Source organism: Arthrobacter sp. FW306-05-C (assembly GCF_021801725.1).
Lineage (GTDB): Bacteria > Actinomycetota > Actinomycetes > Actinomycetales > Micrococcaceae > Arthrobacter.
In genome coordinates this window covers 1525191-1538319 of the sequence record NZ_CP084556.1, presented here as the reverse complement: position 1 = coordinate 1538319, position 13129 = coordinate 1525191, and the positions used below count along the sequence as shown (strand labels likewise).

The 13129-nt window shown below is 67.6% G+C and carries 11 protein-coding genes; 1 reads left to right on the top strand and 10 read right to left on the bottom strand.

Annotated elements, in window-relative coordinates; genetic code table 11:
- Nucleotides 1-13: 13 nt before the first annotated feature.
- The 9 genes from LFT44_RS07115 to argC form a co-directional block, all read right to left on the bottom strand.
- Nucleotides 14-562, bottom strand: a complete 549-nt coding sequence (locus LFT44_RS07115) for a pyridoxine/pyridoxamine 5'-phosphate oxidase (protein ID WP_236801967.1) — start codon at nt 560-562, stop codon at nt 14-16.
- 141 nt (nt 563-703) lie between these two features.
- Nucleotides 704-2131: an argininosuccinate lyase gene (argH, locus tag LFT44_RS07110; RefSeq protein WP_236801966.1), complete on the bottom strand. Its 1428-nt coding sequence runs from the start codon at nt 2129-2131 to the stop codon at nt 704-706.
- A 5-nt stretch (nt 2132-2136) separates the two neighbouring features.
- Nucleotides 2137-3342: an argininosuccinate synthase gene (locus LFT44_RS07105; protein ID WP_236801965.1), complete on the bottom strand. Its 1206-nt coding sequence runs from the start codon at nt 3340-3342 to the stop codon at nt 2137-2139.
- A gap of 46 nt (nt 3343-3388) precedes the next feature.
- Entirely contained in the window at nt 3389-3919 is a 531-nt protein-coding gene (locus tag LFT44_RS07100) for an arginine repressor (RefSeq protein ID WP_236801964.1), read from the bottom strand.
- A complete protein-coding gene (argF, locus tag LFT44_RS07095; protein ID WP_236801963.1) occupies nt 3919-4920 on the bottom strand; it encodes an ornithine carbamoyltransferase in 1002 nt (333 codons plus the stop codon). Before argF ends, LFT44_RS07100 begins: the two co-directional genes overlap by 1 nt.
- Nucleotides 4917-6170: an acetylornithine transaminase gene (locus tag LFT44_RS07090; protein WP_236801962.1), complete on the bottom strand. Its 1254-nt coding sequence runs from the start codon at nt 6168-6170 to the stop codon at nt 4917-4919. The genes argF and LFT44_RS07090 overlap by 4 nt, the downstream gene beginning before the upstream one ends.
- Nucleotides 6167-7126, bottom strand: a complete 960-nt coding sequence (gene argB / locus LFT44_RS07085) for an acetylglutamate kinase (protein WP_236801961.1) — start codon at nt 7124-7126, stop codon at nt 6167-6169. Before argB ends, LFT44_RS07090 begins: the two co-directional genes overlap by 4 nt.
- Before the next feature lie 54 nt (nt 7127-7180).
- Nucleotides 7181-8347, bottom strand: a complete 1167-nt coding sequence (gene argJ / locus LFT44_RS07080) for a bifunctional glutamate N-acetyltransferase/amino-acid acetyltransferase ArgJ (protein WP_236801960.1) — start codon at nt 8345-8347, stop codon at nt 7181-7183.
- The gene (argC, locus tag LFT44_RS07075) at nt 8344-9375 is read right to left on the bottom strand and encodes an N-acetyl-gamma-glutamyl-phosphate reductase (RefSeq protein ID WP_236801959.1); all 1032 of its coding nucleotides are present in this window, start codon (nt 9373-9375) and stop codon (nt 8344-8346) included. Before argC ends, argJ begins: the two co-directional genes overlap by 4 nt.
- A gap of 155 nt (nt 9376-9530) precedes the next feature.
- Between argC and LFT44_RS07070 the strand changes: the two genes are divergently transcribed.
- Nucleotides 9531-10496: a quinone oxidoreductase family protein gene (locus LFT44_RS07070; protein ID WP_236801958.1), complete on the top strand. Its 966-nt coding sequence runs from the start codon at nt 9531-9533 to the stop codon at nt 10494-10496.
- 89 nt (nt 10497-10585) lie between these two features.
- Here LFT44_RS07070 and pheT read toward each other — a convergent pair whose 3' ends face one another.
- The gene (gene pheT, locus LFT44_RS07065) at nt 10586-13129 is read right to left on the bottom strand and encodes a phenylalanine--tRNA ligase subunit beta (protein WP_236801957.1); all 2544 of its coding nucleotides are present in this window, start codon (nt 13127-13129) and stop codon (nt 10586-10588) included.

Sequence of the window (13129 nt, the reverse complement as noted above, 5' to 3'; positions counted from 1 at the left end):
CCTAGCGGAGCGGTCAGCCCAGCGGCTGTCCGTCTGCGCCGACACGGTGGCGGACGTGGTTGCCGTCGTTACTCGCCTGCCAGAACTCGATCTCGATGGGCTGCAGGGCGTAGAGCTGCCAGTGCGGGTTGTCGCTGCCATCGGCCCGCGGCCGCTCATGCCAATCGACGGCGGATGCTTCGGCGGAGAGTTCGGCCACGGCGCCAGCCACGCGGACCTGCCGCCCCAGGCCGGGCCAGTAGAAGTTCATCGCGGCCCTGGGCGACTCCGCCAGTTCCCGGCCCTTCCGCGAGGTGCGGGACGTGGCGAAGTGCCAGCCGTCGTCGTCAATGTTCTTGAGGATCAGCATGCGGGAGGACGGCTGGGGACCATCATCCGACCGCGCGTCCACCGTGGCGAGGCTGAAGGCGTGCGGCTGCTGCTCCCCCGCATCGAGCGCCTCGTCCAGCCACTGCTTGAAGAGCAGCGCCGGATCCTGCGGCGCGTTCTCCGGGACGAAAGACGGCAGGTCGGACGGAAAATCAGGAAGCGTGCGGAGGAACTTGCGTAAGGTTTCGCTCATGGGGCCAGCCTAGCGGCGCGCCAGCGACCGTAACGCCCAACGCCCGCTCACTTCTTGCAGCTTAAAGGGCGACGCCCGCTCACGTTCCTGAGGAAAGTGAGCGGGCGTCTGCCAGCAACAGGCCGAAAGTGAGCGGGCGTTTTAGCCTGCGTACTCCCGCACGCCGGCGAGCTCGCCTTCCAGCGCGGCCAGCTGGCGTTCGACGGCGGCTGGTGCCGTACCGCCCTGGGAATTGCGGCTGTTGAGCGAGCCCTCGGTGGAGAGCACGGTCCGGACCTCGGGCGTGAGGTGCTCCGAGATGGCGGCGTACTCTTCGTCCGTCAGGTCCCACAGCTCAACACCGCGGGACTCTGCCTGCCTAACGGCGGCACCGGAGAGCTCATGCGCCTCGCGGAACGGCACACCCTGGCGGACCAACCATTCGGCGATGTCCGTAGCCAGCGCGAAGCCCTGCGGAGCCAGCGATTCCATCCGCTCCGTGTTGAACGTCAGGGTGGCGATCATGCCGGACACGGCAGGGAGCAGCAGCTCCAGGGTGTCCGCGGCGTCGAAGACCGGCTCCTTGTCCTCCTGCAGGTCGCGGTTGTACGCCAGCGGCAGGCCCTTGAGCGTGGCCAGCAGGCCGGTGAGGTTGCCGATAAGGCGCCCCGCCTTGCCGCGGGCCAACTCCGCCACGTCCGGGTTCTTCTTCTGCGGCATGATCGAGGACCCGGTGGAGTAGGAGTCATGCAGCGTGACGAAGGAGAACTCCTTGGTAGCCCAGAAGATGACTTCCTCGGAGATCCGGGACAGATCCACACCGATCATTGAGCAGACCCAGGCGAACTCGGCGAAGACGTCGCGGGACGCGGTGCCGTCGATTGAGTTGTGCACGGCAGAGAAGAAGCCCAGGTCCGCCGCCACCGCCTCCGGATCGAGGCCCAGCGAGGAGCCGGCCAGCGCGCCTGAACCGTAGGGCGAAACACCTGCCCGCTTGTCCCAGTCCTGCAGCCGCTGCACGTCGCGCAGCAGGGCCCAGGCGTGGGCCAGCAGGTGGTGGCTGAGCAGGACGGGCTGCGCGTGCTGCAGGTGGGTGCGGCCGGGCATGGCCACACCATGGTGTACCTTCGCCTGCTCCACCAGCGCGTCCACCGTGGCCAGCACGCCGCCGGCGATGATCCGGGCGTGGTCGCGCAGGAACATCCGGCCCAGGGTGGCCACCTGGTCGTTCCGGGACCGGCCGGCGCGGAGCTTGCCGCCCAGCTGGGCACCGGCCCGCTCGATCAGGCCGCGCTCCAGGGAACCGTGCACGTCCTCATCCGACTCGGCGGGGAGGTACGCGCCGGAGGCCACGTCCTCGTCCAGCTGCGTCAGGGCGGACAGCATGCCTTCCAGCTCGGCGTCGTCCAGCAATCCGGCCTTGTGCAGCACACGGGCGTGCGCCTTGGAGCCGGCAATGTCGTACCGCGCCAGCCGCCAATCGAAGTGCGTGGACTTGCTCAGCGCTGCCAGGGCGTCCGCGGGGCCGCCGGCGAACCGGCCGCCCCACAGCGCGCCGGCGTTTGTCGCCTCCGTTTTTTGCTCAGCCACAGGGGCTACTTCCCTGCGACGCGGATGTCGCGGCGGGCGGCAACCTTGGCGGACATGCCCCACAGTTCGATGAAGCCCTTGGCCTGGGACTGGTCGAAGGTGTCACCGGTGTCGTAGGTGGCCAGCGAGAAGTCGTACAGCGAGGTGTCGGAGCGGCGTCCGTTGACGATCGCCTGGCCGCCGTGCAGGGTCATGCGGATGTCGCCGGAGACGTACTTCTGGGTGTCCTCGATAAAGGCGTCCAGGGAGCGCTTGAGCGGCGAGAACCACTGGCCGTCGTAGACCAGCTCGGCCCAGCGCTGGCCAACGGTGGCCTTGAAGCGGGCCTGCTCGCGTTCAACAGTGATGTCCTCGAGGTGCTTGTGCGCGGTGATCAGCGCCATGGCGCCGGGGGCTTCGTAGATTTCGCGGGACTTGATGCCCACCAGGCGGTCCTCGACGACGTCGATGCGGCCCACGCCCTGGGCGCCGGCGCGGCGGTTGAGTTCCTTGATGGCCTGGAGCGGGGTGACCTTGACGCCGTCGATCGCGACAGGAACGCCGGCTTCGAAGGAGATGATGACCTCATCCGGTGCCGGCGGGAACTCCGGGGTGGCGGTGTAGTCGTAGATGTCCTTGGTGGGGGCGTTCCAGATGTCCTCGAGGTAGCCGGTTTCCACGGCGCGTCCCCAGACGTTCTGGTCGATGGAGTACGGGTTCTTCTTGGTGGTCTCGATGGGCAGTCCCTTTTCCTCGGCGAAGGCGATGGCCTTGTCGCGGGTCAGGGCGAGGTCGCGGACCGGAGCGATACACTTCAGGTCCGGGCCCAGGGTCTGGATGCCCACTTCGAAGCGGACCTGGTCGTTGCCCTTGCCGGTGCAGCCGTGGGCCACGGTGGTGGCGCCGAATTCGCGGGCAGCCTTGACCAGGTGCTTGACGATGACCGGGCGGGAGATGGCGGAGACCAGCGGGTAGTGGCCTTGGTAGAGGGCGTTGGCCTTCAGGGTGGGCACGCAGTATTCGTTGGCGAACTCGTCGGAGGCGTCGGCCACGTAGGCTTCGACGGCGCCGCAGCCCAGGGCGCGCTGACGGATGGTTTCCAGCGATTCGCCGCCCTGTCCGACGTCGACCGCCACGGCGATGACCTCGGCACCGGTGGCTTCACCGATCCAGCCGATGGCGACGGACGTGTCCAGGCCGCCGGAGTAGGCCAGCACAATGCGTTCAGTCACTTTAAATGCTCCTTGTTGGGGGTTGGTTGATTCTTTGTCTTCAAGCTTATTGCCCGGCTTCCTCAGCCATTTGCAGGAAGCGGGCGGCGAGGTCCTGGCCGCCCAACGGGTCGCGGGAGACCAGCAGTACGGTGTCATCACCGGCGATAGTGCCCAGGATGGACGGCATCACCGAGTGGTCGATGGCCAAGGCCAGGAAGTTCGCGGCACCGGGGGGAGTCCGGAGGACTGCGATGTTGCCGGACGCCTCCGCGGTGACCAGCAGCTCGCTGCACAGCCGGGCCAGCCGGGCGTCCAGGATTTCCTGGGTCACACCGCTCTTGGCGCCACGCTCACCGCCTTCGCCAGGCACCGCGTACACCAGCACGCCTTCCTTGCCGCGCACCCGGACAGCGCCCAGCTCGACGAGGTCGCGGGACAGCGTGGCCTGGGTGACCTGGACGCCGTCGTCCGCCAGCAACGCCGCGAGCTCCGCCTGGGAACGCACGGACTGCCCGGTGAGGATGGCGGTGATGCGCGCCTGCCGGGCGGTCTTGGTGGCCGGGCTGGTGCCGGGGGTGGACGGCTGGGCGGACACTAGAACGTGCTCTCTCCGGTGCCTTCGACCGGGGCCAGTCCGTCGACGAACGCCAGGCCCGAGCGGTGCATCAGCCAGGCCATCAGCGCCTTCTGCGCGTGCAGCCTGTTTTCCGCTTCGTCCCACACGATGGACTGCGGGCCGTCGATGACGTCGGCGGAAATTTCGTAGCCGCGGTAGGCGGGAAGGCAGTGAAGCACGACGGCGTCATCCGCAGCCAGCGCCATGGCGTCAGAGTCCACGGAGTAGTCCCGGAACAGCTGCATCCGGGCTTCCTTTTCGGCCTCCTGCCCCATGGAAACCCAGGTATCGGTGGCTACAACGTCGGCCCCCTGCAAAGCTTCCTTTGCGTCGCTGGTGATCAGCACGGAACCACCGGTTTCGGCCGCGCGGTCCTCGGCAGCCGCAACGATGTCCGCGGCCGGGAGGTAGCCCTCCGGTCCGGCGATGCGGACGTGCATCCCGGCCGTGACGCCGGCCAGAAGGTAGGAGTTGGCCATGTTGTTGGCGGCGTCGCCCAGGTAGCTCATGGTCAGTCCCTTGAGCTGGCCCTTGTGTTCCTTGACGGCCAGCAGGTCCGCCAGGAGCTGGCAGGGGTGGTAGTCGTCGCAGAGGGCGTTGATGACGGGCACCCTGGAGTTCTCCGCCATGGCCACCAGGCCGGCGTGGGCGCCGGTGCGCCACACGATGGTGGAGACCATGCGTTCGAGCACCTTGGCGGTGTCCTCCACGGATTCCTTGTGCCCGATCTGCGCCTCGCCGGGGTTGATGATCAGGGCGTTTCCGCCCATGTCGGCAACGCCGGTGGCGAACGAGACGCGGGTCCGGGTGGAAGTCTTGTCGAAGATTACGGCCACGGTTTTGCGGCCGCTGCCTTCGGCGGCGTACGGCTGGACGCTGTAGGGGGCTGCCTTCATTCGGGCAGCGAGCTCCAGGACTTCGGCCTGCTCGGCCGGGGAGAGGTCGGTGTCCTTGAGGAAGTGCCGGGTTGCGGTGGTCACTGGGCGTCCTTAGCTGCTTGGAGGATTGCCGGGAAAGCGGCGAGGAAGGTGTCGGCCTGCGCCGTGGTAAGGATCAGCGGCGGTGCCAGGCGGATGGTGCGCGGGCCGGGGCTGTTGACGATGAATCCGGCGTCAAGGGCGGCCTGCACGACTGCCGGTGCCACGTCGGCGTCGAGGTCGAACCCTATGAGGAGCCCTTCGCCGCGAACCTCGGTGACGCCGGGGATGGCAGCCAGCGCGGAACGCAGGTGTTCCCCCACCGCCGTTGCGTTGGCGAGCACGTTCTGGCTTTCGAGGGCGTGCAGGGTGGCAAGGGCGGCAGCGGTCGCCACCGGGTTGCCGCCAAAGGTGGTGCCGTGCTGGCCGGCGGACAACAACGACGACGTCGCCTCACCGAAGGTGATGAGGGCACCGATGGGGAACCCGCCGCCCAGGCCCTTGGCCAGGGTGATGGCGTCGGGGACGATCCCGGCATCCTCGCTGGCGAGCCATTTGCCTGTGCGGCCGATGCCGGTCTGGACCTCGTCCAGGATCAGCAGGGCGCCGGCGTTGCTGGTGGCTTCCCGCGCGGCCTTGAGGTAGCCCGCGGGAAGCGGCCGGACGCCGGCCTCGCCCTGGATGGGCTCCAGGAAGACGGCAGCCACGGTTTCGTCCACCGCCGCCTCCAGCGCGGCGATATCGCCGAACGGAATGTGCACCACGCCGCCGGGAAGCGGCTCGAAGGGTGCGCGGTAGGCTTCCTTGGCGGTGAGTGCCAGCGCACCCATGGTCCGGCCGTGGAAGGCACCCTCGAGCGCGATGATCCTGGTGCGCTTGGTTCCGTCCGTTCCGGTGTTGCGGCGGGCCAGCTTGAAGGCGGCCTCGTTTGCCTCGGTGCCGGAGTTGCTGAAGAACACCTTGGAGCCGGCAGGAGCGTGGGCGAGTTCCAGGAGCTTCTCGGCCAGTGCCACCTGGGTGGGGCTGGTGAAGAAGTTGGAGACGTGTCCCAGGGTGGCCAGTTGGCTGGCGATGACCGATGTCACGAAGGGGTGGGCGTGGCCCAGCGCGTTGACGGCGATGCCGCCCAGCAGGTCCAGGTACTCCTTGCCGTCCGCGTCCCACACCAGGCAGCCGGCGCCGCGCACCAGGACCCGTTGGGGGGTGCCGAAGACATTCATCAGCGAAGAGGAGTAGCGGGACAGCCACTCGGAGCCGGCGTGGCCCGTGGTTTCCACTAACTCGGTCACTGTGGATTTTTCCATCGTGTTCATCCGTTGATCTCCTCGTCCGGGACTACCTGGGTGCCGATGCCCGCCGTCGTAAATGTTTCAAGAAGCATGGAGTGGGCCAGGCGCCCGTCCACGATGTGCGCCCTTTCCACGCCCTCGTCGACGGCCTTCAAGCAGGCTGCCATCTTGGGGATCATGCCCGACTGGAGGCCCGGCAGCATCTCCCGCAGCTCGGAAGCCGTAAGGGACGAGATCAGGGAGGACTTATCCGGCCAGTTGGCATAGAGGCCTTCAACGTCGGTCAGGATCACCAGCTTGGAGGCGCCCAGCGCGGAGGCGACGGCGGCCGCAGCCGTATCCGCGTTGACGTTCAGGACCTGCCCGGTGGGCTGGAACCGGACGGGCCCCACGATGCCCTCCCCGGCGTCGACAATTTCCGGGGCCACCGTGGAGATCACGGGGATGCGGCCGGCGTCGAGGATGTCCACGATGCCGGCGGGGTCGACGCCCACCACCTCGCCCACCAGGCCAAGGTCCACCTCTTCGCCGTCCACCACGGTGCCGGTGCGGACGGCGCGCAGCAGGCCGCCGTCTTCGCCGGACATGCCGACGGCGTAGGGCCCGTGGGAGTTGATGAGCCCCACGAGTTCACGGCCCACCTGGCCAGTGAGGACCATGCGGACCACCTCCATGGCCTCGGGGGTGGTGACGCGCAGGCCGCCCTTGAACTCGGATTCGATGCCCAGCCGGCCCAGCATCGAGTTGATCTGGGGGCCGCCGCCGTGGACCACCACAGGGTGGATGCCCACGTGGTGGAGGAAGACGATGTCCTCGGCAAAGGCGCGGCGGAGTTCATCGTTGACCATGGCGTTGCCGCCGTATTTGACCACCATGATGCTGCCGGCGAAGCGCTGGATCCAGGGCAGGGCCTCGATCAGGGTTTCAGCCTTGTCCTGCGCGGCGGACATGGTGGTGTTTTCACGCGTCTGGGTGTTCATGGTGTCACTTTCCACAGCGGTTTGGGCTTGGCGGGTTTTGCCCGGGCGGTGCTCCTAGCTGGAGTAGGCGCTGTTTTCGTGGACGTAGTCGTGGGTGAGGTCGTTGGTCCAGATGGTTGCCTCGGCATCGCCTGCCTGCAGGTCAATCTCCACCAGGACCTCGCGGGGCTCCAGGTCCACCAGGCTACGGTCATCGCCGATGCTGCCGTTGCGGCAGATCTGGACCCCATTCATGGCGACGTTGAGCTTGTCCGGCTCGAAGGCGGCGTCCGTGGTGCCGACAGCCGAGAGCACGCGGCCCCAGTTGGGGTCCTTGCCGAAGATGGCGGTCTTGAACAGGTTGGAGCGGGCCACGGAGCGGCTGACGGTCTCGGCGTCGGCTTCGCTGGCGGCGTTGAATGTGCGGATGGCGATGTCGTGGCTGGCTCCTTCCGCGTCGGCGATCAGCTTCCGGGCCAGCTCCGCGCATACCTGCGTGAGCCCTGCACCGAAGTCCTCGGCGGACGGGACGGCTCCGGAAGCGCCGGAGGCAAGCAGGACAACCGTGTCGTTGGTGGACATGCAGCCGTCCGAGTCGGCGCGGTCGAAGGTGACGCGCGTGGCGTCGCGGAGGACGACGTCGAGCATTTCCGGCTGCACCATGGCATCGGTGGTGAGGACCACCAGCATGGTGGCCAGGCCGGGGGCCAGCATGCCGGCGCCCTTGGCGATTCCCCCGATGCTGAATTCCTGGCCGTCCGCGTCGGTGCCGATGAAGAGGGCCGACTTGGGCACGCTGTCAGTGGTCATGATTGCGGTGCCGGCATCCGCTCCGCCATCAGTGCTGAGGGCCGCGGCGGCAGCCTCCACCCCCGGCAGGATCTTGTCCATGGGCAGCTGCTCGCCGATCAGGCCGGTGGAGCAGACGAAAACGTCCGTGGCGGAGATGCCCAGCACCTCGGCTACTTTTTCCGCTGTGCTGTGGGTGTTCTGGAAGCCGGTGGGTCCGGTGCAGGCATTGGCTCCGCCGGAGTTGAGGATGACGGCGTCCACGCGGCCGTCGGAGACCACCTGGCGGGACCAGTGCACGGGCGCTGCTGCGACGCGGTTGCTGGTGAAGACGGCGGCGGCGGCCTTGGAGGGTCCGTCGTTGACGACCAGGGCGAGGTCCGGGTTGCCCGACGCCTTGAGTCCGGCGGTAACGCCGGCTGCCCGGAATCCCTGGGGTGTGGTGATGGTCACGGGGCTACTCCCTGCAGGTTGAGGCCGGCGGTTTCAGGCAGGCCGAGTGCGATGTTCATGGACTGCACGGCGCCGCCGGCCGTGCCCTTGGTGAGATTGTCGATCACGCAGGTGACAATGACCCGTCCCGTGTGGGCATCGAAGGCCAGCTGCATGGCTGCATGGTTGGAGCCCTGGACCGACTTGGTTGTGGGCCACTGGCCCTCCGGCAACAGGTGGACGAAGGGCTTGTCTTCATATGCCTCGGCCCAGGCCAGGCGCAGTTGCGCCGCCGTGGTGCCGGCCTTGACCTTTGCGGTGGCGGTGGTGAGGATGCCGCGGCTCATCGGAGCCAGCGTGGGCGTGAAGGAGACCGTAACCTTTTCCCCCGCCGCGTTGGACAGGCCCTGCTCGATTTCCGGGGTGTGCCGGTGTCCGCCGCCCACTCCATAGGGGCTCATCGAGCCCATGACCTCGGAACCGATCAAGTTGACCTTGGCGGCCTTGCCCGCACCCGAGGTGCCGGACGCGGAAACAATGACGACGTCGTCGGGCTCCAGCACGTGGCCAGCGAACCCGGGAGCCAGCGCCAGGAGGGCTGAGGTTGGGTAGCATCCGGGAACGGCGATGCGGGTGGCGCCCTTGAGGGCTTCGCGCTGGCCGGGCAGCTCGGGAAGCCCGTAGGGCCAGGTTCCGGCGTGGGCGGAGCCGTAGAACTTTTCCCAGGCGGCCGGGTCCTCGAGGCGATGGTCGGCGCCGGCGTCGATCACCACCGTCCCCTTCGGCAGCCGGGCCGCGATCTCAGCAGAGGCCCCGTGCGGCAGCGCAAGGAAGACGACATCATGGCCGGAGAGGTTCTCCACCGTGGTGTCCTCAAGGAGGCGGCTGGCAAGTCCATGCAGGTGCGGCTGCAGCTCACCCAGGCGGGAACCTGCGTTGCTGTGGGCCGTGATGGCGCCGATGGTCACCCCGGGATGTCCGGCCAGGAGGCGCAGGACCTCTCCCCCGGCATAGCCGCTGGCTCCCGAAACCGCAACAGAAATAGTCATACTCCGACTATACAGCAATAGTTATGCACTGGTATCGATAATTATGCATACGCTTTCCTGTGATGAGGACAGCAGTTGTCGGGCAGGCGTTCCCTGTCCCTAGGATGGTTTCGGCAGCCGGGGCCGGAGACGCCGGGCCCCGCGAAAGGAGAGCCATGACGCACGCAATCGTCGCACGGGAGGCAGGCGGACCGGAAGTCCTCGACTACATGGAAGTGGAGCCGCCCGTCCCAGGTCCCGGACAGTTGCTCTTCAAGGTCGGGGCGGCCGGCGTCAACTTCATCGATACCTATAAGCGCAGCGGCACCTACAAAGTGCCCTACCCCTTTACGCCCGGGTCGGAGGCAGCCGGCACGGTCGAAGCGGTGGGCGAAGGTGTTACCGGCTTTGCCGTGGGTGACCGGGTGGCCACAGCGGAAGGCATTGAGTGCTATGCGGACTACGCACTTGTGGATGAGGACGCAGCCCTTCCGGTCCCCAAAGGACTGGACATCTTCACTGCCGCAGCACTGCCCCTGCAGGGCGTCACTGCCCACTACCTCATGAATTCGACGTTCAAGGTGGAGCCGGGCCATAAGGTGCTGCTGCATGCGGGGGCGGGCGGCGTAGGGCTGCTGCTGATCCAGATGCTGAAGGCACGAGGGGCGGAAGTCCTGACCACTGTCTCCACCGACGAAAAGGAACAGTTGGCGCGCGACGCCGGCGCGGACCACGTGCTGCGTTACGACGGATTTGCGGAGCGGGTCAGGGACATTACCAGCGGGACCGGCGTGGACGTGGTGTACGACGGCGTGGGCAAGGACACCTTCGACGGTTCCTTGGCGTCTTTGCGGGTCCGCGGAATGCTGGTGCTGTTCGGTGCCGCCTCGGGCCCGGTTCCGCCCTTTGACCCGCAACGCCTCAACGCCGGGGGTTCCCTTTTCCTGACGCGCCCCACCATGGGCCACTACCTGCGGGATGCAGCGGAGCGGCGCTGGCGCTCTGACGAGATTTTTGCCGCCGCCGCGGACGGCAGCCTGAAGGTCCGGATCGGCGCCCGCTACCCCTTGAGCCAGGCCGGGCAGGCGCACCGCGACCTCGAGGGCCGGAAGACCACCGGGAAGGTCCTCCTGGTGCCCTGACACATGGTCAGGGGCCACACTGGCCGAACATTGGAAAGTCCCCGCAACCCATCAGGGTTGCGGGGACTTCCGTTTTCGAGGGGGTGCCGCTAGCGCTGGACGGCTCCGAAGCGCTCGGCCGCAAGTGCAACTGCGCTTTCGCGGGCTGCCGAGGCTTCGTCTGCGGTCAGCGTGCGATCGGCGGCCCGGAAACGGAGCCCGAAGGCCAGCGATTTCTTGCCTTCCTCGATACCCTTCCCTGCGTAGACGTCGAACAGCGCCACGTCTTCCAGCAGCTCACCGGCACCTTCGCGGAGTGCGGCGAGAACCGCGTCCGCCGGCACGTCGGCCGGGACCACGAGCGCCACGTCCTGGGTGGCCACCGGGAACGTCGAGATGTGGCGCGCCACAATCACGTCGGGTGCGGCCTCGAACAGCGCGTCGGCGTTGATCTCAACGGCAACCGAACGGGCGGGCATGTCCGAGGCTGCCAGCAGCTTGGGGTGCAGTTCGCCGGCGTACCCCACGGTCTCACCCGTCCGCAGTGCAAGCCTGGCGGTGCGGCCGGGATGGAATGCCTGGTGGCTGCCTTGGCTGACCACCAGGTCCACGCCGAGGACGTCGCCGGCAAGGCGGGCAACGTCCAGCGCATCGGCCCAGTCCCATACGCGGGGTGTGTGTGACGCGGCGGCCGGGGAATCGTGGCCGGTGAGGACGGCGGCCACGTGGAACGGCTGGTCCGGGACGCCGTCGAACAGGTCGTCCAGCACCTCATCGGAGGGCTTGACTCCGAGCGGCGGGATGGAGGCTGTGCCCACGCTTTCGCCGGGGAGGAACACCAGGCCCGATTCGAAGAGGGCCAGGTCGCGGAAGCCGCGCGAATGGTTCCGCTTGGCCACCTCGATCAGTCCGGGCAGGATGGACGTGCGAAGGTAGCCGTGCTCCTCGCTGATGGGGTTGGCGAGCTTGACGGCGGTCCGCTCCGCGCCCTGCTCCGCCACCCCAAAGGTGTCGTTGGCGGTCTTGGACACGAACGGGTACGCCAGGACCTCGGTGAGGCCGAAATCCGCCAAGGCCTGGATCAGGCGCCGGCGCTGCTGCTGGACCCTGGTGAGGCCGCGGCCGGGAGGGGCAACCGGAAGCGTGGCGGGGATCTTGTCGTAACCCACCAGCCGGGCGATCTCCTCGGTGAGGTCTTCCTTGGTCTCCAAGTCGCTGCGCCAGCTGGGCGGCGTAACGGTCCAGCCGCCGTCGTGCTTTACCACCACGGCGCCCAGGTCTTCAAGGGACGTGACGATCTGTTCCTCGGTGAAGTCGATGCCGATGCGTGCGGCAGCGAAGCCTGCGGGCAGATCGATCGTGATGGTTTCCGGAGCAGTGCCGACGTCGGTGCCGGCTTCGTCCGCCGTGCCACCGGCCAGTTCCACCAGGAGGTCCACCACGCGCTGCGCCGCTACGCCGGCCACCTGCCAGTCCACGCCGCGTTCGAAGCGCTTGGATGCCTCGGACGGCAGCTTGTGCCGGCGGCGCGAGCGCCCGATGGAGACCTCGTCGAAGTGCGCGGACTCTACGAGGATGTTGGACGTCGAGTCCCCCACCTCGGTTGCCGCGCCGCCCATGACGCCGGCGATGCCGATGGCACCGGAGTCGTCGGTGATGAGCAGGTCCTCGGCGTCAAGGGTGCGCTCCTTGCCGTCCAGCGTGGTGATCTTCTCGCCCGCCGCGGCCCGGCGCACCACGATGTCCCCGGACAGCTTGTCCAGGTCGTAGCAGTGCGTGGGCTGGCCCAGTTCCAGCATCACGTAGTTGGATATGTCCACAGGCAACGAGATGGAGCGGATGCCTGCCAGCCGGAGCCGGGACACCATCCACTGCGGGGTGGGCTTCGTGGCGTCCACGCCACGAACCGTGCGTGCCACGAAACGGTCGCAGCCGGGCTTGCCGTAGATGGGGGCATCGTCATTGAGCTTGATGCCGTAGCCGCCGGAAAGCTCCGCCGGAGCCTGCACCCTGGATGCGGGATCCGTGAAGGCGGTTCCGGTGGCGTGCGCATATTCACGGGCCACACCGCGGATGGAGAAGGCGTAGCCGCGGTCCGGGGTGACGTTGATTTCCGCGGCCTGGTCGTAGAGGCCCAGCAGCTCCATGGCGTCGGTACCCACTTCGGGGTCCAGCCCGATGCGGGACAGCACCAGGATGCCGTCGTGGTCCTCGCCGATACCCAACTCGCGGACGGAGGCGATCATCCCGGCCGAGAGGTGCCCATAGGTCTTGCGGGCCGCGATGTGGAAGTCGCCGGGCAGCACGGCACCCGGAAGGGTGACCACTACCTTGTCGCCCTCAACGAAGTTGTGGGCGCCGCACACGATGCCCTGCACACCGGAGGGGTCAATGCCCTTGCCGGTGAGCGTCTGCTCCTGCCCCTCCGGGACCACACGGACCTGGCACCAGTTAATGGTCTTGCCGTTGCTCTGCGGTTCCTTGACAATGCTCAGGACCTGGCCCACCACGATGGGACCCTGCAGGGTATCCGTGGGGCGGTGGACCGCCTCCTCCTCGAAGCCGACCTTGACCAGCTCTGCCATGACGTCTTCGGCCGTTGCTTCGGCCGGTACTGCCGCGAATTCACGCAGCCAGGAAAGTGGGATACGCAC

Coding starts and splice junctions, on each gene's coding strand:
- LFT44_RS07070 (WP_236801958.1), top strand. CDS start 9,531: ATGACGCACGCAATCGTCGCACGGGAGGCAGGCGGACCGGAAGTCCTC.
- argC (WP_236801959.1), bottom strand. CDS start 9,375: ATGACTATTTCTGTTGCGGTTTCGGGAGCCAGCGGCTATGCCGGGGGA.
- LFT44_RS07090 (WP_236801962.1), bottom strand. CDS start 6,170: ATGAACACGATGGAAAAATCCACAGTGACCGAGTTAGTGGAAACCACG.
- LFT44_RS07115 (WP_236801967.1), bottom strand. CDS start 562: ATGAGCGAAACCTTACGCAAGTTCCTCCGCACGCTTCCTGATTTTCCG.
- argB (WP_236801961.1), bottom strand. CDS start 7,126: ATGAACACCCAGACGCGTGAAAACACCACCATGTCCGCCGCGCAGGAC.